At 51.1% G+C, this 20,644-nt stretch carries 26 protein-coding genes; 10 read left to right on the top strand and 16 right to left on the bottom strand.

Going from position 1 to position 20,644, the window contains the following annotated elements; genetic code table 11:
• Nucleotides 1–10: 10 nt before the first annotated feature.
• The 11 genes from RW114_RS00555 to coxB all read right to left on the bottom strand — a co-directional run bounded on the left by RW114_RS00555 (nucleotide 11) and on the right by coxB (nucleotide 9,859).
• Nucleotides 11–160, bottom strand: coding sequence for a DUF3096 domain-containing protein (locus RW114_RS00555; RefSeq protein ID WP_340120768.1), 150 nt, complete (start codon nucleotides 158–160; stop codon nucleotides 11–13).
• 86 nt (nucleotides 161–246) lie between these two features.
• Entirely contained in the window at nucleotides 247–525 is a 279-nt protein-coding gene (locus RW114_RS00560; RefSeq protein ID WP_340120769.1) for a hypothetical protein, read from the bottom strand.
• Between the two features lie 454 nt (nucleotides 526–979).
• Nucleotides 980–1,777 carry an OmpA family protein gene (locus tag RW114_RS00565; RefSeq protein ID WP_340120771.1) on the bottom strand — a complete coding sequence of 266 codons (798 nt, stop codon included), beginning with the start codon at nucleotides 1,775–1,777 and terminating at the stop codon, nucleotides 980–982.
• Between the two features lie 22 nt (nucleotides 1,778–1,799).
• On the bottom strand, nucleotides 1,800–2,186 hold the full coding sequence (locus RW114_RS00570) for a DUF4398 domain-containing protein (RefSeq protein ID WP_340120773.1): 387 nt from the start codon (nucleotides 2,184–2,186) through the stop codon (nucleotides 1,800–1,802).
• A gap of 115 nt (nucleotides 2,187–2,301) precedes the next feature.
• Nucleotides 2,302–2,430, bottom strand: coding sequence for a DUF3096 domain-containing protein (locus RW114_RS00575; protein ID WP_340120774.1), 129 nt, complete (start codon nucleotides 2,428–2,430; stop codon nucleotides 2,302–2,304).
• Nucleotides 2,431–3,380: 950 nt separating this feature from the next.
• Nucleotides 3,381–3,992 (bottom strand): uracil-DNA glycosylase family protein, encoded by a 612-nt coding sequence (locus RW114_RS00580; protein ID WP_340120828.1) that lies wholly within the window; start codon nucleotides 3,990–3,992, stop codon nucleotides 3,381–3,383.
• A gap of 34 nt (nucleotides 3,993–4,026) precedes the next feature.
• Nucleotides 4,027–4,791 carry an exodeoxyribonuclease III gene (locus RW114_RS00585; RefSeq protein ID WP_340120775.1) on the bottom strand — a complete coding sequence of 255 codons (765 nt, stop codon included), beginning with the start codon at nucleotides 4,789–4,791 and terminating at the stop codon, nucleotides 4,027–4,029.
• A gap of 740 nt (nucleotides 4,792–5,531) precedes the next feature.
• Nucleotides 5,532–6,332, bottom strand: a complete 801-nt coding sequence (locus tag RW114_RS00590) for a cytochrome c oxidase assembly protein (protein WP_340120777.1) — start codon at nucleotides 6,330–6,332, stop codon at nucleotides 5,532–5,534.
• Nucleotides 6,323–6,673: a hypothetical protein gene (locus tag RW114_RS00595; protein WP_340120778.1), complete on the bottom strand. Its 351-nt coding sequence runs from the start codon at nucleotides 6,671–6,673 to the stop codon at nucleotides 6,323–6,325. The genes RW114_RS00590 and RW114_RS00595 overlap by 10 nt, the downstream gene beginning before the upstream one ends.
• On the bottom strand, nucleotides 6,673–9,189 hold the full coding sequence (gene ctaD, locus RW114_RS00600; protein WP_340120779.1) for a cytochrome c oxidase subunit I: 2,517 nt from the start codon (nucleotides 9,187–9,189) through the stop codon (nucleotides 6,673–6,675). The genes RW114_RS00595 and ctaD overlap by 1 nt, the downstream gene beginning before the upstream one ends.
• Nucleotides 9,182–9,859, bottom strand: coding sequence for a cytochrome c oxidase subunit II (gene coxB / locus RW114_RS00605; protein WP_340120780.1), 678 nt, complete (start codon nucleotides 9,857–9,859; stop codon nucleotides 9,182–9,184). The genes ctaD and coxB overlap by 8 nt, the downstream gene beginning before the upstream one ends.
• 63 nt (nucleotides 9,860–9,922) lie before the next feature.
• Between coxB and RW114_RS00610 the strand changes: the two genes are divergently transcribed.
• Nucleotides 9,923–10,375: a DUF2231 domain-containing protein gene (locus RW114_RS00610; protein ID WP_340120781.1), complete on the top strand. Its 453-nt coding sequence runs from the start codon at nucleotides 9,923–9,925 to the stop codon at nucleotides 10,373–10,375.
• A gap of 34 nt (nucleotides 10,376–10,409) precedes the next feature.
• Here the strand turns inward: RW114_RS00610 and RW114_RS00615 are convergent, their stop codons facing one another.
• The 5 genes from RW114_RS00615 to RW114_RS00635 form a co-directional block, all read right to left on the bottom strand.
• Nucleotides 10,410–10,823: a CopD family protein gene (locus tag RW114_RS00615; protein ID WP_340120782.1), complete on the bottom strand. Its 414-nt coding sequence runs from the start codon at nucleotides 10,821–10,823 to the stop codon at nucleotides 10,410–10,412.
• A gap of 240 nt (nucleotides 10,824–11,063) precedes the next feature.
• Nucleotides 11,064–11,798 (bottom strand): slipin family protein, encoded by a 735-nt coding sequence (locus tag RW114_RS00620; RefSeq protein WP_340120783.1) that lies wholly within the window; start codon nucleotides 11,796–11,798, stop codon nucleotides 11,064–11,066.
• Entirely contained in the window at nucleotides 11,798–13,174 is a 1,377-nt protein-coding gene (locus RW114_RS00625) for an NfeD family protein (protein ID WP_340120784.1), read from the bottom strand. The genes RW114_RS00620 and RW114_RS00625 overlap by 1 nt, the downstream gene beginning before the upstream one ends.
• Nucleotides 13,175–13,747: 573 nt before the next feature.
• Entirely contained in the window at nucleotides 13,748–14,134 is a 387-nt protein-coding gene (locus RW114_RS00630; protein ID WP_340120831.1) for a hypothetical protein, read from the bottom strand.
• Complete coding sequence (locus tag RW114_RS00635; RefSeq protein ID WP_340120785.1) at nucleotides 14,028–14,516, bottom strand: Fic family protein; 489 nt, start codon at nucleotides 14,514–14,516, stop codon at nucleotides 14,028–14,030. Before RW114_RS00635 ends, RW114_RS00630 begins: the two co-directional genes overlap by 107 nt.
• Before the next feature lie 222 nt (nucleotides 14,517–14,738).
• On the opposite strand from RW114_RS00635, the gene nifE reads away from it, so the two are divergent.
• From nifE to RW114_RS00680, 9 genes are all read left to right on the top strand, one after another.
• Complete coding sequence (nifE, locus tag RW114_RS00640; protein WP_340120786.1) at nucleotides 14,739–16,178, top strand: nitrogenase iron-molybdenum cofactor biosynthesis protein NifE; 1,440 nt, start codon at nucleotides 14,739–14,741, stop codon at nucleotides 16,176–16,178.
• A complete protein-coding gene (gene nifN, locus RW114_RS00645; RefSeq protein ID WP_340120787.1) occupies nucleotides 16,171–17,580 on the top strand; it encodes a nitrogenase iron-molybdenum cofactor biosynthesis protein NifN in 1,410 nt (469 codons plus the stop codon). The genes nifE and nifN overlap by 8 nt, the downstream gene beginning before the upstream one ends.
• Before the next feature lie 44 nt (nucleotides 17,581–17,624).
• Nucleotides 17,625–18,056: a nitrogen fixation protein NifX gene (gene nifX / locus RW114_RS00650; protein WP_340120788.1), complete on the top strand. Its 432-nt coding sequence runs from the start codon at nucleotides 17,625–17,627 to the stop codon at nucleotides 18,054–18,056.
• A gap of 176 nt (nucleotides 18,057–18,232) precedes the next feature.
• Complete coding sequence (locus RW114_RS00655; RefSeq protein WP_340120789.1) at nucleotides 18,233–18,706, top strand: NifX-associated nitrogen fixation protein; 474 nt, start codon at nucleotides 18,233–18,235, stop codon at nucleotides 18,704–18,706.
• 12 nt (nucleotides 18,707–18,718) lie between these two features.
• The gene (locus RW114_RS00660) at nucleotides 18,719–18,931 is read left to right on the top strand and encodes a CCE_0567 family metalloprotein (protein ID WP_340120790.1); all 213 of its coding nucleotides are present in this window, start codon (nucleotides 18,719–18,721) and stop codon (nucleotides 18,929–18,931) included.
• Between the two features lie 14 nt (nucleotides 18,932–18,945).
• Nucleotides 18,946–19,263, top strand: a complete 318-nt coding sequence (gene fdxB, locus RW114_RS00665) for a ferredoxin III, nif-specific (RefSeq protein WP_340120791.1) — start codon at nucleotides 18,946–18,948, stop codon at nucleotides 19,261–19,263.
• 183 nt (nucleotides 19,264–19,446) lie between these two features.
• Nucleotides 19,447–19,770, top strand: coding sequence for a (2Fe-2S) ferredoxin domain-containing protein (locus tag RW114_RS00670; RefSeq protein WP_340120792.1), 324 nt, complete (start codon nucleotides 19,447–19,449; stop codon nucleotides 19,768–19,770).
• Nucleotides 19,770–20,270: a hypothetical protein gene (locus RW114_RS00675; protein WP_340120793.1), complete on the top strand. Its 501-nt coding sequence runs from the start codon at nucleotides 19,770–19,772 to the stop codon at nucleotides 20,268–20,270. The genes RW114_RS00670 and RW114_RS00675 overlap by 1 nt, the downstream gene beginning before the upstream one ends.
• The gene (locus tag RW114_RS00680) at nucleotides 20,267–20,641 is read left to right on the top strand and encodes a hypothetical protein (protein ID WP_340120794.1); all 375 of its coding nucleotides are present in this window, start codon (nucleotides 20,267–20,269) and stop codon (nucleotides 20,639–20,641) included. Before RW114_RS00675 ends, RW114_RS00680 begins: the two co-directional genes overlap by 4 nt.
• Nucleotides 20,642–20,644 lie beyond the last annotated feature (3 nt).

A 20,644-nucleotide genomic window follows, 5' to 3' on the forward strand; every position in this document is an offset into this window, starting at 1 on the left:
TGAAATAGTTTCAAAGTCTGGAGGTTAATCCCAATGCACCGATCACGATCAGATAAATGGCCACGATAAGATTTAAAAGCTGGGGCATAATCAAAATGAGAATGCCGGAGATCAAGGCCAAGATTGGTTCCATATTGCTTAAAGAGAAATTTATTTTCATGAGTGTATTCCTCGGTTTGCCGGTTGGCTAAGCGCGATCACTATTCCTCACGGCAGTGACCCATTGCACAGCTACTTGAATGGGCATCACATTTTGCCGATTGGCGCTTCCGCAGGCTTCTTAACCCAAAGCCTGCACCACGCATCGGAGCTGATGTTTCCTTCGACCACCATACAGGAATCAGGCGGGATAAAATGCATGCAGTTGCCACACTTCTGATCACCTTTCGGTTGATCCTGGTATTGCGCTTGCGCCTTGGCCATCTTACCCGACTGGGCCAGACTCAAACGTGGCAGGCACAATGCGCATCCGGTAGCAAATAAACTACGCAATACAATTCGGCGGGGATGATTATGAGTAGACATGACTGATTCTCCTTCCATAAAATAAAACAAAATAAAATTGGGATGTTATCTGGGGAAGCACTGAATAAATCGTTTTCGACTTGGTGCGGCAAGGCTCTCCTGAGCTTGTCGAACGATTACACCAATGCTTGCCTCGCACAATTACAAAACCCAAAAATACAGTTGAAGCAACTGCTTAAGGTATCTCTATTTGGGTGCTGATTCCAAAAAATGTAATAAATTTTTACCATGAAGATCATGAAGAACTTGAAGAAATTGGTATTGACTTCAGGTGTTATATTGAAACGAAGTCACAAAAACTAAGCTTTTTTATCCCTTGCTTTGAGTATCATACGCAAGCAAGCACCTTATTCGAAAAAGCGCGTTGGCTCTTCCTTCATTATCTTCATGTCCTTCATGGTAATAAAAACAGGTGAAAAATTTTATAAAAAACATTGTGCTGCATCAGCACCCATCACATGCCTTTGCCAGGATAAACTGGCGCCATTGTTTTGGGGACATCGGTAATGGTCACTTCGACACGGCGGTTTTGTTGGCGACCCGCGGCGGTTGAGTTCGTCGCAATCGGATAATCCTCGCCCATGCCTTGTGCGCTGATTCGTTCCGGTGCGATGCCGTTGCTGACCAGAAAACTTTTAACGGCCTCGGCCCGCCGTTGCGATAGTTCGGCGTTATAGTTCGCAGAACCTTGGCTGTCGGTGTGGCCCTCGATCTTAACCATAGTTTCGGCATACCCTTTCAAATACTCCGCCAAGGGGTAGATCTTCTGAAGACTCCCGGCTTTGAGATTGGAACGCGCCGTATCAAACAGAACATCGCCCAAGGTCACCAGAATGCCTTGCGGGACTTTTTTGGCCTTCAGCTTCGCGATTTCAGCTTCGCGGGCTTGCAGGCGAATCTGGTCTTTTTGCGCACTTAATTCTTCAAAGGCTCTTTTCGATGCAGCCTGACTAGCCATGGCTCGTGCCAAATCAATCTTCCGGCTTGTCAGATAAGAAAGATGGTCTGTTTCGTCGGTATCATTATCCTCCTGCCAGGAGGCTTCGGCTTGCTGCAGCAGTTTTTCCGCGGCAAACAAATCCGCGGAAGCATGGGCCTTCACTGCGGGTTCGTTTGAAGCTTGTTGATAGTCCGTCCGGGCTCGTTCAAGACTCATATTGACGGTTGGTGCGCAAGCTGCCATCAATACGCTCCATAGGACAAGGGATATTCTGATCAGCCATAATGGCTGGAAAGGGATTAGTGATCGCATGGTACGCCTCCAATATGGCTGGTTATTGAGCTTCGCTTGCTCGCGAAGTTTCCTGTTTCAAGGCGTCGATCGCCTTCTTCATTTCATTCGCCTGCTCGGCTTGTTTTGCCGCCTCGGCTTTGGCATTAGCCAAAGTCGCTTCGGCAAGGGCTTGTTCGGCCATTCTGCGTGCCTCGTCATTTTCCTCATCAGCCATATTTTTTTTGGCGCGATCGAGTTTTGTGCGGGCGCTGCTTAGCAGTTGTGGTTCGTACTGCGAGGTCCCAGCCCGCTCTGCGTTCTGAATGGCTACATCGGCCTTGGAGAGCGTCTCTTTTGGCGGTGCCGATGCGCAGCCCGTCAGGAATAAAAGTAAGCTTATCAGTGCTGCTGAAGCCCCTGATCTCAAGAATGTATTAGCTGTAAACATGATGTGTACCTTCTGTTGATCTACGGATTCACAAGAACCCAGGTTAAGAATTGGCGTATAGGCAGTTTTCGATGAAAATCCAAAATATCATTGGCTTTTTTGACATTAAGGGAAATCATCTGACCAAGCCCAGGACACCGATGATAATAAGATAAATGGCGACGATGTAATTCAATAAGGCCGGACGAACCAGAATCAAAATTCCTGCGACCAGTGAGAGAAGCGCATGAGCATTGACATACATAAAATCACCTTTCTTCTGTTATGGCGTTAATTGAATATTGCTCTTGAACGGTTAGCTCAGGATCAGCCCCCTTGATAAAATATGATTTAACCGTGCCGATTTGCAGATTACTTTCATGACACACCTCTCGGATTATTGATTGTCATGTTCTTCTTCATATAAAAAAATCTATCCTGACATCCGGACACAAATCTGTTTCCGAACCCTAATAAAAAAGCTGGACGCCTATCTTTGACTTTAACGAAGTTATCATCAGCTCATAAAACCCCATCAATCACGTCCTAACAATACAATCTTCCGAACTAAATACACAATTCGTATGAACACCTATAGGCACTAGCTCTAAAAATCGGCGGCTTTGGCATTCCCAAGCCTGTTCACGCTATTAAACTATTCACTTCTCTGCAGGCTGATTATTAAAGAAAACATACTTGAATCCTTCGAATCTCAGGACGAAGGTTTAAGTCTGTGCTGGAGTTGTGAATAGTGGTTTTTAAGGCTATTAGCGGAGATTTTTCTTATTTACCCGAACGTGATGTCGCGGTACTTTAAACTGGATTAACACGCCTTATAGCGTGTAGCGAACAAGGAAAAACTGTTGGAAGTACAAAAAATCAGAGAACTGATCGCATTGGGCAAAGAATATAATTTTGAACTGGATGAAGTGGAACTGGAACTTCATCCACCCAACGAACCGTAATTTGTCGAAGAACAGCTTTCTGAAAGAATGGCCAAGGCGCTGTTGAGGGTTTAAGTCTTTATAGGTTGGCGGTGAGGTACGAACCCCAACATTTTGATCCGCTGATTCATGCCGGACGGGATTTGTAACCCCGTTCGAAAGGTTTTGCGCAAGTATTATTCAAAACGTTAAGGTCGGGGTTACAAACCCCGACCCGCACATTTTAAGTCTTTGCAGCTGAATTGCTGGGTTTTCTTACGTCAGTCCCAACCTACAAAATACCCGACATACGGGCTTGGCAAATTTGTTGCCAGGACGGATGGTGTTGCAGGATCGTCAATGCCGACTCCAGCAGCGCGAGGCCTGATTCGGTCCGATGCCAGGTCGATGCACCGGACGGATGGGGCAACGGAATCGCCTCTGTGCGGTGGCCGTGAAAAGTGACAGGGTGAAGTTTACCGATCACTTCGTTGAGTTTTTTGACGGGCATCAATTGGCCGATCGCCAGTTTGCCGACCGGCAGGATCAGATCGGGCTTAAGCAAACCGATTTCCGCTTGCAGCCAGCCCGCGCAGTTACCGATTTCGCCCGGACTCGGCACACGATCGCCGCCCTTGGGATTTTTACCCGGAAAACAGCGGCACACCGCAGCCATATAAACACGCTTTCTAAAATTTTCTTCATCAAGCCCGATGCGCTCAAACCATTTGAACATCGTTTTACCAGCCGTCCAGGCAAACGGTTTGCCAAAGCCCCCTTCCTTATCGCCGGGCGCCTGGCCGATCAGCAGAATCGGCGAGAGTACAGGGCCCCCGCTCACGACCGGGCCGATCATCTCGGGGCATCTGCTGCACTTCGATAATGCAACGCGGTGGGCATGCATCCGTTGCTCGCGTATGGGCATAGCTTAAGAATCCTTAAAGATCGATCTCGATGCCGACCGGACAATGATCCGATCCGACAATCTCCGGCAGAATAAAGGCCTGCTTGACTTTCCCAACCAGCGCTTCACTGGTCAGCACATAATCGATCCGCCAACCGACGTTTCTTGCCCTGGCGCCGGCCCGAAAACTCCACCAACTGTAGGCGACGGTGTCAGGATGAAAATGCCGGAAGGTGTCGACCAGCCCGGCATCGATAAAACGGCTGAAACCATCGATTTCGACTTGGGTATAACCGGCCGATTTATTGTAATTCGGTTTCGGACGGGCGATATCGATTTCCCGGTGCGCGACATTAAAATCGCCGCAGACGATCAGCGGCTTAAGGCTTTGCAGTTGCTGACAATAGGCCAGAAACTCCGTATCCCAGATTTTTCGGTAATCCAGTCGGGCCAATGCCTCGCCCGAATTCGGCACATAAACGTTGAGCAGGAAAAAATGCTCGAATTCGGCGACCATCACGCGGCCTTCGCGGTCGTGCTCGGCGATGCCGATATCGTTGATGATTTGCAGCGGCGTTTGCCGGGATAACAGCGTTACGCCGGCATAGCCCTTGCGTTCGGCGCAGTTGGAGTAAATGCGGTAGCCGTCGATGCCTTCAAGCGCCTTGTCGATCTGGTCGGCCTGGGCCTTGGTTTCCTGCAGCAGAATGCAGTCGGCATCGAGTAGCGCGAGCGTTTCGGCAAAGCCTTTGCTTTGAACCGAGCGAATGCCGTTGACATTCCAGGAAATTATTTTCATGCAATGATTCCGTCTGATGAGTTAGAAGCTGTGTCTTCAATAGTGAAAATGCGTTTGGGCGCTATTTTAGCCTTCTGCTGCTGGCTTAACCAGACGTATTCGGCTTGAATGTTAAGACGGCATCTGCCTGGCTGATATTTCTAACAGCTGCCATGGAAGAGACAGCAGAGTTGCTGCGTGTCGGAAACCTGCGTTAATTATCAGGGAATGTCATTTGTTTTTACCATGAAGAGCATCAAGGGCTTGAAGAATTTACGGTATTGACTCCCTGCATTTTCTATAGAGATGACTTTATAATCTTTCCTTTCATAGTCTTACATTAAAGTCGATTGGGTGCTGATGCAGCACAATGTTTTTTATAAAATTTTTCAACTGTTTTTATTACCATGAAGGACATGAAGATAATAAAGGAAGAGCCAACGCGCTTTTTCGAATAAGGTGCTTGCTTACGTATGATACTCAAAGCAAGGGATAAAAAAGCTTAGTTTTTGTGACTTCGTTTCAATATAACACCTGAAGTCAATACCAATTTCTTCAAGTTCTTCATGGTAAAAATTTATGACATTTTTTGGAATCAGCACCCAGTTGATTAGAAATCTTTGTTTGACAAATCACTCAAGTCTATTTCTTCATGCTCTTCATGGTAATAAAAACAAGTTATAAACTCAATCAGACATGGTTACGCATCAGCACCCACCTAAAGTCAAAGGTGATGCATTGCCGCTATGATTCAGCGATGTTCAAACACCGGTGTCAATCACTAACGCATTCTTCCGAAGCCAGCGCAGACTGCACCAGACACCGGCGATAAGGTAAGACAGTCCGCCGGGCACCCACATAATCAGGCCGGCCAGTTGCTGATCCTGAATATCGAGTAAATCGCCGTACAGGGGCGTCTGTGCAAAGGTCAGCAAAGCGCCGAGCATGCCGGTATGCATCAGAGTAAACAATAGCACCGGCAGGGCCAAAGAGGAGCGCCTGCCCAAAATCGACCACCAGAATACGCCGGCGGTTAGCGCGAAGCTGAGATGCTCGGCGAGATGCCACCAAGGACTTGCCAGCGCCAGGTTATAAAACTTGGGCGCATGCCAGAACCAGATAGCGACGCCCTGCAGGCCGCTCGTCCAGAGCGGATAACGGCTCAGGCGCAATAAAGGCTTGCATAGACTGACCCCCATCCGTCCGCTTGCGGCCAGCCACTGCGGTAACGGCCTCGCCAGCACGTAAAGCGGCGCGATCACGACCATAATCAGCATATGCTGGATCATGTGCGTGGCCGAACCCTTATCCAGCCAGATATCCAGTGAAGCGAAGATGGTCAATGCGGCGATCAGGCTGGCTCCATGAAAGACCAGCGATCGTCCTGTCGTAGGCCGCACGCGCCGCGCACCGATACAGTAGGATAGCCAGAGGAGGACGAGCAGCAGCCCGCCGAGTATTTCCGGGAGCTGCGCTGCGTCCGCGCCTTCAATCAAGCCATGCGCCTGCGCCGGATCAACCGACAGATACGCGAGGACTACCCCTATAAACCTTAAAGACATGGCGGGAATAGCAGCGCCATCAGCCCAAGACAGAACGTCGCTATGGCCCCCGTCAGGTTGATGCCGGCACCCAATCTTGCGATAAACAGGTGTGACTCACTGACCGGTCCAATGCCTTCTCGCGCCGCGCGCCAACAGGCATTGGCCCAATAGAGCAGAAGACCGGTAATCGCCAGGGTACTGGACAGCAGCGCGACATTGATCCAGGTGTAGGGCCCGTGTTCAGGCGGCGGCGGCGCCAGTTCGCAGGCGACAGCCAAGGCCCCGTACATCAATGTAAACCAGACGATCCAGACAGCCAGACCCAGGGCCAGTTGCAGCGGATGATAAGGCGACAGCATCAGAAACCTCCCCAAGCGCCAGGCAACAGCACGATGGCGACAAAGCTAAACCAGAATACACATGCCGTATACAGCCACCAGGGCGCTACAACGGCCACTTCGTAGGGTGCTGCCTTGCCGACATAGCCATAAGCTACCCGCCGGGCCTGCAGCGCGGTCATGATTATGGCGAGTCCGCTGTGGAACAGCTGGTACATCAGCATCACTGCGATAACCGCATCGTGGGCGGTTTGTGTCGAGACCAGCGTCGAAGCCGACCAAATCCAGATCAACAGGCAAAAGTGCGCCAGGCCTAATGCCGATATGCCCCACAACTGGCTCTGTAGACGGCCATCGACGCCCTCGCGTAACCGCCTGACAACATGATTAAACCAGATTGCCGCGCCGGTCAACAGACCGCCGCTGATCAGCAGCGGCAGCCAGGCCAACGGAGCCGTATCGGGCACTTGCCACTGCGGCGCGACGGTCCACAAGTAGAGCCAGCCGAACAACAGGGATAAAAACAGCGCGCCATCGGACAGCAGCGTCACCACCATGCCCCACAAACCGGGGCCATCGAATGTGCGTGAATGCAGGGGCGGGTAGCCGGGCATGACATTGGCATCGGGAGCAGCGCCCAGGTGTGCGCCGTTGATCCAGGACCAGCGCAACAGCAATATCAGGCTGACCAATACGGCGATCACAGCCAGGCTATATGAGCGGATCAGGAGACTGATGCACACTACCGACAACGCCAATGCCGCGTAGAAGGGCAGCCAGGAGTTGCCGGGCAGATGAATGATTTCGCGTATGCTGCCGGTAATCGGGTCCGTACCCCAGGTCTCGCGCCTGCCATGGTCGATCTCGGATAAAGTATGTCGCCCCTCCGCAATCGTCGTTTGCAGGTCCGGCTGATCCCACATCGGATGCCGTGTCGGACAGTCAGGCTGGCTGATAAAGTTATAAGGCTTGGGCGGCATGTCCGTCGCCCATTCCAGTGTATCGGCCTGCCACGGGTTGTTTTCGGCGGGACGGCCGAAGCGAAAATGCAATACGATATCGAGTAAAACCATAGCGATCCCCATCGCGATAATGAAGCCGCCTACCGACGATATGCTGTTGGGCAAGTCCCAGCCAAGGCCAGCCTGATACGTGTAAACGCGACGAGGCATGCCGAGCAGACCGGTCAGATGCATGACCAGAAACGTGATGTTGAAACCGATAAATGTCAGCCAGAAACCCCAGCGAGCGAGTTTGTCGGACGGCATGCGTCCCGAGAAATGCGGCAGCCAGTAGTACAGGCCTGCGATGAATGGAAACAGCATGCCGCCGACGACTACATAATGCAGGTGTGCGACCACAAAATGCGTGTCGTGCACCTGCCAGTTGAACGGCACCAGAGCCAGCATGATACCGGTCAGTCCGCCGGTCACAAAGATGACCAGAAAACCGACCAGCCAGAGCATCGGCACATGATAGACCGGCCGTCCGGTCCATAGCGTCGCCAGCCAGGCGAATAGCTGGATGCCGGTAGGAATCGCGACCAGCATACTGGCCATCGAGAAGAATGCCTGCGCCAGCTTCGGGATCCCGATCGCAAACATATGATGCACCCACAGGCCGAAACTGATGAAACCGGTCGCGATGACCGCCAGCACCATCCAGCGGTAGCCGACGATAGGCTGGCGCGCGAATACCGGCAACAGCGTCGAGACGATGCCCGCGGCAGGCAGAAAGAGGATATAGACCTCGGGATGGCCGAACAGCCAGAACAGATGCTGCCAAAGAATCGGATCGCCGCCGCGCGCGACATCGAAGAACGGCATGCCGGCCGCGCGCTCCAGTTCCAGCAGGATGCTGCCCAGGATCAGCGGAGGAAAGCCGAACACGATCATCAGCGCCATCACCAATATGTTCCAGCAAAATAGCGGCATGTGCAGCAGCTCCATGCCGGAAGTGCGGCTGCGCAAGATCGACACGACCAGCTCGACCCCGGCCGACACCGCCGAGATCTCGACAAAGGTAATGCCCAGTAACCAGAAATCGACGTTTGGCCCCGGCGAGTAAACGGCATTGGTCAACGGCGTATACATGAACCAGCCGCCCGCCGGCGCAATGCCCAGCACCAGGCTAGCCATCAGAATCAGGCTGCCGAACAGATAGCAAAAGTAACCGAAAGCGCTGAGCCGCGGAAACAGCAGATCGCGCGCGCCGATCATTTTCGGGATCAGATACAGCGCAAGCCCCTCCAATACCGGCACCGCGAACAGGAACATCATGACCGTGCCGTGCATCGTGAACAGCTGATCGTAGAGTTTGGGGCCGATGAATGTTTGCTCCGGCAATGCCAGTTGGGTGCGCATCAGCATTGCCATCAGTCCGCCGATCAGGAAGAACACGCCGCCCGTGACCATGAAGCGTATGCCGATCGCGGTATGGTTGACGATGGTCAGCGCACGCCAGCCGCGGGGATTGCCCCAGACCTTGATAAAGGCATCATGCAGAGCGGCGGGGTCTTTCCCGGTTGCCTTATTCATGTTGATGCGTCTCCAGCCATGCCTCGAAATCTTCCTGCGCATGGGCCTCTACTGCCAACACCATGTGGGCATGCCCCGTGCCGCAAAATTCCGCGCATTGTCCACGGAAATGCCCCGGCTCATCGGCTTGCAGCCTCAGGATATTGGTGCGCCCCGGTATCATGTCGATCTTGCCGGCCAGCCGCGGCACCCAGAACGAGTGGATCACATCGCTGCTGGTCACATGGATATCGACCGGGACGCCGGTCGGCAGGTGCAGTTCATTTTTCAACACGATACCTGCATCGGGATAGCGGATTTCCCACCACCACTGGTGTCCGGTTACATTGATGCGCAACGGCGTTTGCCCGGTCAAAGGCAAGGGCCGCATGCGATAGCCCATCGGAATGCCGAAGCCCAGCAATACGGTGATGCTGACAATGGGCAACACCAGTCCGCCACCGACAATCCAACGCTGTTGGAGCTGGCGGGCTGGTGCATCGGTTAAGGGCTTAGGCTTGCGCCACATCGCATAGAGCCATAACGCCACGACGGCCAGCAGCACCAGTGCGGAAAATCCGAACATGCCCCACCATAGTCTGGCTACGGCATGGGCTGACGGCCCGGCAGGATTCAAAGCAGATTGCGGGCCGTTGCAACCGGCCAGAAAAAAAAGGATGATAATCGACATGGGTGAAGCTAAACTGCGAGTGACCGTTAACGATTCCATTTTTAACCGCGAAAGGAGGCCACCATGCCACAAGAACCTATCATCAGTCGCATGTCTATTGCCGGGCATCCGATTCATCCTATGGTGATTCATTTTCCGGTAGCCTTCCTGCTCGGACTGGTGGGCGCCGATCTGGCCTATCTCTTTCTGGCCGACCCGTTCTGGGCGCGCGTCGGCTTGTGGCTGGCGGGACTGGGCAGCTTGGGCGGCTGGTTGGCCGGGTTGGTGGGCTTGGTCGATCTCGTTACTGTGTCGCGCATACGTAATCTGGTCATCGCCTGGAGCCATGCGCTGATGGCCGTCATGACCTTGTCTCTGGCTTCGTTCAACTGGTTGCTGCGCATTAATGACGCCAATGGTTTTAATTCCTGGTGTTTGTATATCTCGTTGCTGACGGCGGCACTGATTACCGTCACCAGTCTGCTGGGCGGACAAATGGTTTACGGGCACGCTGTCGGAGTTCATATTGAGCCCTGACCCATCGCTCTGACTATTCATGCAACATCAACTCCTATAAGGGTTTGGTCAGTACCACCCAAACAATCGACGGTATCAGGATTGCAACCACAATTATCAGCAATACGCATGATAGCGTTACGTTTTTGTCGGGCATTTTTTGCGTCAGCAGCATCATCCAGCCGCTAAGGGCATGGCAGAATACCAATGTGCTGACCAGCGAGAGCTTTAGAATAAGCCAAAGCCCGGTAATGCCGCCGGTGATGAATAAGGCTGTACCGGAAGCGATCGCGATCAACGCGGCCGGAGTCGAGAACAGCCTGTAGACCATGAGCATCAAGGACTGCTGGCGTTCCCGCTCAATATCCGTTTGCTGGGAAGCCGTGCCGGCTATCAGTGCCGGCAGATACAGCAATGAACCGCACCAGCACACCACAGCGGAAATATGTAACAGTAAAAGCCATAGCATAATCCTCTCCCTTTCCAAAATTGAAACCAATCTCGACAACTAGCGATTCCGTCATGCCAAGCTGTAATGGGTATCAACTTCATACAGAATAAAAGTACAGCCTGTACAGTTGCATACGCATCGATTTACTGCTATTACACTTGATGCCGTACTTATCCTTTAAAAGGCTTCAAGTGCTTTTTCGGTGTTCATGGTATTCATTTCACGTGGGCACGAAAAGCATGTGACCACCCTACCAGACTATTGTTTTAAATTTTTCAATAGTTCCAGTGGAAACACGATAGTGGAAGATTTGTCGCCGGCAATCTCGGTTAATGTCTGCATGTATCTCAACTGAATCGCTTCGGGTTGTCCTGACAGTATCTTTGCCGCCTGCAACAACTTCTCGGCAGCCTGCATTTCCCCTTCCGCATGAATGACTTTAGCGCGCCGGGTACGCTCGGCTTCCGCCTGTTTGGCAATGGCTCTGATCATGCTTTCATCCAGATCCACGTGTTTGATTTCGACATTCGACACTTTAATTCCCCAGGCATCGGTTTGCTGATCCAGGCTGGTTTGAATGTCGATATTCAGGCGATCACGTTCTGCCAGCATTTCATCCAGTTCATGCTGTCCCAGCACCGAACGTAAGGTCGTTTGCGCCAGCTGGCTGGTCGCCTCATAGAAGTTTTCCACTTGTATGATCGCCTTATCCGGTTCCATGACGCGAAAATAGACGACCGCATTGACTTTAACGGAAACGTTGTCGCGGGAAATCACATCCTGAGTCGGCACGTCCATCACGACGGTTCTTAAATCAACCCGTTCCATCTGTTGAATCAGAGGGATAACGATGATTAACCCCGGCCCTTTTACCTTGTAAAAACGGCCAAGCATAAAAATAACGCCGCGCTGATATTCCCTTAGGATTCTGAACGCGCTGATTAGCAGTAAGAGCAAAATACTGATGAAGATTAAACTGAAATTTGCAAACATCACTCGTTCTCCTGTGTATTAATAGGCATAACCTGTAAAAGCAGACCATCGATTGCAGTCACCCTCACTTTTTCATTTTTACGTAAGGGCTGGTCACATGATGCCCGCCAGTTTTCGCTATGAATATGAATCATCCCTGTTCCGGTAAAATCATCTATCACTTCGCCCACCAGGCCAATCATTTCCTCCTTACCGCTGACAATCGGTCTGTACCTTGATTTTAGAAGCAGGCCGATAACGATGATAAAGAAGACCGCGCTGCTCAAGGCGAAACCGGCGATCAGTCCCGGATCTATCCCGAATCCCGGCATATCGGTATCCATCAATATAACCGAGCCAATGACAAAAGCGACAATACCGCCCAGTCCGAGAATACCGAAACTGGTCACAAAGGCTTCAGCAATCATCAGGGCGATCCCCAACAGGATCAGGCCCATACCGGCGTAATTGACCGGCAATAGCTGAAATGCGTATAAAGCCAGCAACAAACAAATGCTCCCTATAGTGCCGGGAACAATGCTTCCCGGATTGGAGAATTCAAACACCAGCCCATAAATGCCGACCATCAACAAAATATAAGCAATACTGGGATTGGTAATCACTGCCAGAAACTCACTTCGCCAGTCCGGCAGGATGTTGTTGATTTCAACCTGCCCGGTATCAAATATGAATTCTTTACCGGAAACATTGACTTTCCGGCCATGCAACTGGCGAAGCAAATCCGTTACATCCACTGCCACAATATCAATTACGTTCAGTTTTAACGCTTCAGCCGCAGAAAGGCTGGCTGCTTCGCGTACCGCCTTTTCTGCCCATTCTTCGTTTCTGCCGTGCATTTTTGCCAAACCGCGAATATAAGCGGCCGCATCATTGACCATTTTCTGAGTCATTGAAGCAGGGAACGGTTCGGCTTTATCGCCATTCTTATCCGTCTTGTCTTTGTCGTCATCAAAATCGCCAAAACCGCCGAATTGCACCGGCGTTGCCGCCCCCAGATTGGTTGCCGGCGCCATTGCGGCTATATGACTGGCATAGAGGATATAAGTCCCGGCACTGGCGGCGCGCGCACCACTGGGAGCTACATAGCTGATCACCGGTATGGGAGAGGCAATGATTTGTTTGATTATCCGACGCATCGAAATATCCAGACCACCTGGCGTATCCATGCGAATCAGTACGGCCATGGCCCCACTGTCAACCGCTTTTTGCAGATTGCGTTCTATATAATCGGCTGTTGCCGGACCGATAACATCGTTAATTTCAAGTTGTATGATGACCGATGTTTTGAATGGTTGACTATCCTTTTCCCCGGCATAAGCAGTCGCTGCAACAGCCAGAAAAATCAGCAAAACAAATTGAATATTCCGTATAATCATAACCTTATCTACTCTTTTAATATGCAGATAATTTCAGTTTACTCCTAACCGATACATGCAGCAATGATTTAAAATCCGCTGCATTAGCAATATTTATGGTTTACTTTACAGCCATCGCAGAAGGTTGGTTAAAAACCCTGAGACTGCATATTAATTAAGCTTCTACGTTCCAAAATCACCTCTTGAACCGATAAAAAACGCCTTGTTTGTCGAAGAACGTCTTTCCGAAAGAACGGCCAAGGCGTTGTTGAAAGTTTAAGTCTATGTAGGTTGGCGGCGAGATACGAGCCCAACATTTGCTGCGCCGAATTGTTGGGCTTCCTTACGTCAGCACCAACCTGCAAAATACCCAACATACGGGATGAAGCATGGAACAATGTAATTTCATTAGCTTCAATTTTGGCGAATTGCCTCACGCAAACCAGCCTTTCGAGTTTACGTAGTGACCTACCCCAACCCACCATTCCCGCCATTTTGATAAATTTGCTCAACATCGACCAACTTTTGACCGAGATCGGGCGGCGCAACAAAAATGAACAGATTTCCGTATTTACGTTTGCTGAGAATTTTGAATTAATCGGCCAGCTTTAACAAATCCGTCCGGGCCGTTTGATAACTGATTTTATGCGCCGCCTGATGTTCTTGAATGCTGTAAATGGCATTAGGATGATCCAGCGCATGGAGCAGGATAGCCAACTGACGGTGATTTAATTGCCCTTGCAGAGCTGAGCCGTCCAGGCGTTTTTCGATGGTATGCAGTTCCGCCGCTTTTCTTTCAAGATGTTCGTGTAACCCATTGATCGCCTTCTTGATCACCTCTAATTGATGAATAATGAAATAGGTCAGGTCGTTATCATCTGTCTCTGTGTACAGATAGGCTTTTCCGTATTGTGCCGGGGCTTGTTTGATGATTCGGGAAATGGAAATAAACTCCATCAGCCAGTATTGCTGATTCGCCATCGACCAATAGATATAGTGCCCGCGCCGTCCGGCCGTTGCCGTCGACGAACGGATGATCGTAGCCGATCATAAAATGCAGAATAATCGCTCTGATCACCGGATGAATAAATTCCTTGCCGTCCAAGTCATTAGCAAATTGGCACAGACGTTCGATTCTGTCCGGCAATTCCGATGCTTCCGGCGGGATGTGCAGTAAAACCGATTCAGAGGCATCGACCAAATGAATATCGTCGCCCGCATCCCGGTATTGCCCTGCCTTGTTTGCATCGTCCAGCGTTGCCTCTGTCAGCAAACGATGCAGCTGTAAAATCATGGCAGGCGTCAGTTTTTCTTCTTTATAATCCCGAATGAGTTGCATTGCCTGATAGTTATTAAAGATCATCTGTTCGCTGTGATCTTTAGGCTTTCTGCCCTGCTGATATCTTGCCTATTGGCCTCTCTGTTCCGTCAATATTGCTCCAATGAGCCCGATTATCATATCCAGCCACCCGTTTTGTCAGCTTTACTACAAACCAAACTCCAACAAAACCCAATACTTTCAACGTCATACAAAATGGCACAATGGTTGCTTTAGCTAAGATAAACAAAGCTATTGGTTAAGCCGATGAAATCAACTAAAGACATTGCCGCACTGCTCGATGAACCGGCCTGTGAGCATAACAAGAAGGAAAAGTCCGGTTGCGCCAAACCCAAACCGGGCGCTTCGGCGGGCGGCTGCGCTTTTGACGGCGCGCAGATCGCCCTGCTGCCGATTGCCGATGTCGCGCACATCGTTCACGGGCCTATCGCCTGTGCGGGCAGTTCCTGGGATAACCGGGGCACACGCTCTTCCGGGGCGGATTTATACCGCATCGGCATGACCACCGATTTGACCGAGCAGGACATTGTGATGGGACGCTCTGAAAAGCGTTTGTTCCATGCGATCAAACAGGCGATTGATACCTATCATCCGCCCGCCGTGTTTATTTATAACACCTGCGTTCCGGCCTTGGTCGGCGATGACATCAATGCGGTTTGCAAGTCCGCCCAGGAACGCTGGGGCGTTCCGGTCGTGCCGATCGATAGCGCCGGATTTTACGGCACCAAAAATCTGGGCAATCGCATTGCCGGTGACGCGATGGTCAATCATGTGATCGGCACCCGCGATCCCGATCCCTTGCCGTTAACCGTTCAACGCGCGGAAATCAAGATCCATGACGTTAACCTGATCGGCGAATACAACATTGCCGGTGAATTCTGGCATGTGTTGCCGCTGTTCGATGAACTGGGTTTGCGCGTGTTATGCACCTTGTCCGGCGATGCGCGGTTCCGCGAAGTGCAAACCATGCACAAAGCCGAAGTCAATATGATGGTTTGCTCCAAAGCGATGGTCAATGTCGCCCGCAAGTTACAGCAACAATACGGTACGCCTTGGTTTGAAGGCAGTTATTACGGCATAACCGACACCAGCCAGGCGTTAAGGGATTTTGCCAGAGTGCTTAACGATCCGGACTTAACCGAACGCACCGAAGCACTGATATTGCGCGAAGAAACCCGGATTCAGAAAGCATTGGAACCGTGGAAAGTGCGCCTGAAAGGCAAGCGGGTATTGCTGTTTACCGGCGGCGTAAAAAGCTGGTCGGTGATTTCCGCGTTGCAGGATCTGGGCATGGTGGTCGTTGCGACCGGCACCAAAAAATCCACCGAAGAAGACAAGGCCAGGATCCGCGAGCTGATGGGCGAAGATACGGTGATGATCGACGACGGCAATCCCAAGGCGTTACTGAAAATCGTCCATGATTACAAGGCCGACATCCTGATCGCCGGCGGCCGCAACATGTACACGGCGTTAAAGGCCAAGGTGCCGTTTCTGGACATTAACCAGGAACGCGAATTCGGTTATGAAGGCTACCAAGGCATGCTGGAGCTGGTGCGCCAACTGGCATTAACGATTGAAAGCCCGGTATGGGAGGCGGTCAGAGCGCCCGCACCGTGGAAAATCAAATCCCCCCTCCCCCCCTTTGTTAAAGGGGGAAATACGATAGAAAAGGTGAGCCATGGCTGACATCCTGAAAAGAAACAAAGCGCTATCGGTCAATCCGCTGAAAGCCAGCCAGCCGATAGGCGGCTCGCTGGCGACATTGGGTTTTAACCGCGCGATGCCGATGCTGCACGGCTCGCAAGGCTGCACCGCATTCGCCAAGGTGTTTTTCGTGCGCCACTTCAGGGAACCCATTCCGTTGCAAAGTACGGCGATGGATCAAGGCAGTTCGGTGATGGGCGCGGACGAAAATGTGCGCGAAGGCATTCTTACCATTGCCGAAAAGTCCCGCCCTGCCCTGATTACGATATTGACGACCGGCCTTGCGGAGACGCAAGGCGCCGATGTGCATAGAAATGTCCGGGAATTCCGGGAAGCCAACCCTGAATTTGCCGATGTTGCGGTCGTCGCAGTCAATACCCCCGATTTTACCGGCAGTGTCGAAACGGGCTTTGCGCTGACTCTCACCGAAATTATTCGTGCGTTGGTGCCGGATGCTAAAGCGGCTGGAACTTATCCCGGCAAACGGAAACGCCAGGTTAATGTCCTGGTCAATTACATGCTGACTCCCGGCGACCTGGAAGCGCTACGGGATATTTTCGAGCAATTCCAGCTCAGACCGGTTTTCGTACCCGACATCTCCGATTCGCTGGACGGCTGTTTGACCGATGAAGATTTCAGTCCGGTAACAATCGGCGGCACGCTGATATCGGAAATGGCGACGCTCGGCGATGCGCTGGCGACGGTAGTTATCGGCCCGTCGCTGACCAAAGCGGCGGAATTGCTGAAACAAAAAACCGGCGTGCCGACCTATGCCCTCGATCATCTTTACGGCCTAAAAGCCAATGATGCGCTGATTTTCGCATTGGCTGAAATCAGCGGCCATGACGTACCTGAGCGCATTGAACGGCAGCGCGCACAGTTACAGGATGCGATGCTGGATACGCATTTCATGCTCGGCCAGTTGCGCATTGCGATTGCCGCCGATGCGGATTTACTGAATGCGTTTGTCGATCAAGTTCAGGAAATGGGCGCGGAAGTCGTTGCCGCGGTCACCTCCTGCAACGTGCCGTTGCTGGCACGAATCCCGGTCGCCAGCATCAAAATAGGCGACCTTGAAGACATGGAACTGATCGGCAAGGCCAACAAGGTGCAACTGGTTATCGGCAATTCCCATGCGGTCGATACCGCAGAACGGCTGGGTACGCCCATTTTGAGAGCCGGATTTCCGTTATACGACATTATCGGCGGCTACCAGAAAACCTGGATCGGCTATCGCGGCTCCCGGCAAACGCTGTTCGATCTGGCTAACCTGGTCATCAATTATTCGCATGAAGAAATCCCGGTCTACCGCTCGATATACGGCCAAAAACCCGCCGGCGAATTAACGGAAAATTATTCCAACAATGGGCTGTCATGTCATTAACAAGACGCATGCACATAGTGCAAGGCACTGATGAGGAAAAACTTATGGAAACCGCATTAAAGATAGCGTTTGCGACCACCGACATGGAGACGGTAAACCAGCATTTCGGCTCGGCCAAATCCTTCGCCGTTTATGCGGTGGATAGGGAAGACGCGCAATTGCTGGAAGCCGCCCAGTTTGGCGAACTCAGCCAGGACGGCAATGAAGACAAACTGTCGGTCAAGATCGAGTTGCTGGACGGCTGTGCGGCGGTGTATTGCCAGGCCATTGGCGGCTCGGCCATTAATCAGCTGATCGCCAAAAACATCCAGCCGGTCAAGGTGCATGAAGGCGGCAAGATTAAAGACCTGATCGTTGATCTGCAAAATGAGATGAAAGCCGGACCGTCCAGTTGGCTGGCGAAGGCGATTAATCAGCATAAGTCGCCTGACCCTCAGCGCTTTAATCAAATGGAAGATGAGGGTTGGGACGAATGACATTGCCTCTTGTTTGTAGGAGCGGGCCATGCCCGCGATATTAACTTAATAAATGTCGTCAGCATCTCGCGGGCATGGCCCGCTCCTACGACACCATAGCCACTTAGACTTCGCTCGTTCTCAAACGAGAGCTTCAAACCAGAACTAACAAATTACCACTTAACGGAGAAAACAACATGGCCATTGCTGCATTAGTCGTACAAGAAGACGATACCAATCTAGGTTCCGACATTGTCAAAGACATGATCAAACAATTACGCGCGATTGATACTTACGATACCTATGAAGGTTGGTCGGAAGCAAAAATCATCGACCCTATCGTGCTGACCAAAGAACGCAAAAAAAACATCCCGGTGATTGGCGATCCCGATGAAATCACCATTGCCCGCCTAAAAGCCTATTACAACTCACTGGCGACGCTGATTGAGAAAAAAACCGGCCTGATGGCGGCGCCCATGGTTCATATCAGCCACGAAGGCTTCGGCCGAGCGCTAATCATGGTCGGAAAACTGATTGTGGTCGATAAAATATTGCGCGATACCCATCGTTTCGGCTTCTCAAGCCTGGAAGACCTGCGCGAAAAAAGCGACAAAACCATCGAGAAAGCGCTGGGCTTAATCGAAAAATACAATGCGGCGGCAACTGACTGAGGAAGTGCAATCATGTCTGAAGAGTTAAAAAAACTGGAAAAAGAAGTCAAAAAAACCAAACGCTTGGCCAATGAGCAGGCGATGGTATTGCATGACCTGATTGAAGACAGCTTACCTGAAGGATACGGCGAACTCATGGGCATTGCTCAAGCGACTTACGATGCCTGTAAAGCCTGGGATGAGGCCAACCAAAAACTGATTGCCGCGCAAACTGAAGCGGCCTGAGCAGGAGAATAGCCATGTCTGAATTTGTAACCGGCGTTACCTTTGGCGGCGCGCAATGGACGCCTGCTTATGTCACCGACATCAATCAACAGACCTGCATAGGTTGCGGCCGATGCTTTAAAGTCTGCCCGCGCGATGTTTTCGATTTGGTGGAAAAATCCGAAGCGCTTGATCCGGATGACTTTGATGATGATTATGGCGATTTTGAAGACGAAGATGAAATCACCATGGTCATGAGTCTCAAAAACAGCCTCGACTGTATCGGCTGCGAGGCTTGCTCCAAAGTCTGCCCCAAAAGCTGCTTTACCCACGAACATAAACAAGCTGCTTAACCAGCGATTTGTCCACGAAAAGCACGAAAGACACGAAAAATATCTGATAATTCGGTATGTTGCATTGATTAACTCATTTATTCTTTGGGTAATATCTACAGTTTGATATCCCTTTAAATATTTTCGTGCTTTTTGTGTTTTTCGTGGATCAATTGATTTTTTCTAAGATTAAGGAATAAAATCATGCCCAGACCTGAAAAACACGTATTCGTATGCACTCAAAACCGTCCGCAGGGTCATCCTCGCGGCTCCTGCGCCAGTAGCGGTTGCGCCGAAATCATGAATGAATTCATGAATGAAATACAAGCCCGCAATCTGTTTGAAAAAATCGCGCTGACCAACACCGGCTGCATGGGGCCTTGCATGATGGGTCCCAGCGTACTGGTTTATCCTGAAGGGATTATGTACGGCAAGCTGAAAAAAGACGATGTCCTTACCATCATCGAGCAACATCTGCTCGGCGGTGAGCCGGTTGCCAGTTTGATGGTTCCTGCCGAGATCTGGTAATGAGTTCAGTTGCGTTTGTAGAGGAGCGGGTGATGTTCAGCCCGAATATATCCGCCGAAATCAACAATCTTTTGCAAGCGGCTGTGGCCGCAAGCTCGGTTGACCAAAGCCGCGCGGAAACGCTGTTTTTACAAGCGCAAGCGCTGGATAGCCGTTGTTTGCAAACCTATTTTGCGCTGTACAAGTTTTATTTCTTCCAAAAACGTCTCGCTGACGCGGAACGGATTGTTATAGCGGGCTTGAAAGAGTCGGCAAGACAAGGCGGCTTTCCCAGCGACTATCGCCAACTAGCTCAAAACCGGCAAAAATGGAACTTGTATGCCAATGACAGCACCTTGTTTTATTTGTATACACTAAAAGCCTTAGCGTTTATCAGGCTAAGGCAAGGTTTTACCACCGACGCGCAGCTTGTGTTGTCGCACCTGCAACAACTGGATCCCGAAGACCTTTCGGGCGCGTCGGTCATTATCGATTTAGCTGCGGGGATTACCGAATCATGAATTTATCCGAACACATCGCTATAAACCGTCAGCTGGCTGAATGCGTATGCCAGCGGCTGACTGAAGAAATCGACGAACTGGGTTTTACTGAAGCGGACATTGGACACTATCCGAATTACGATGATGCCGTTTTTGAACTGATCAAAGACCCTTATACCGGAGAACATAACTTAACCTGCCATTGGTACGACGAGCCTAAAAAACAGCGTATCGGCCAGCTCCAGTTCAATAGCGACGGCACCTTTTATGCCGAATACGATGTGGTCAAACCGCATCCGACCAAGACCCGGCGCTTTGTTGAAGGCGTCACGGCCTGGGGTAAAGCGGAACAGATTAAATCCGAACCCAAATTGCTGGCAATGCCCGAATAGCCG

This window comes from Methylobacter svalbardensis, from assembly GCF_037671525.1.
In the GTDB taxonomy this organism is placed as follows: Bacteria; Pseudomonadota; Gammaproteobacteria; order Methylococcales; family Methylomonadaceae; genus Methylobacter_A; species Methylobacter_A svalbardensis.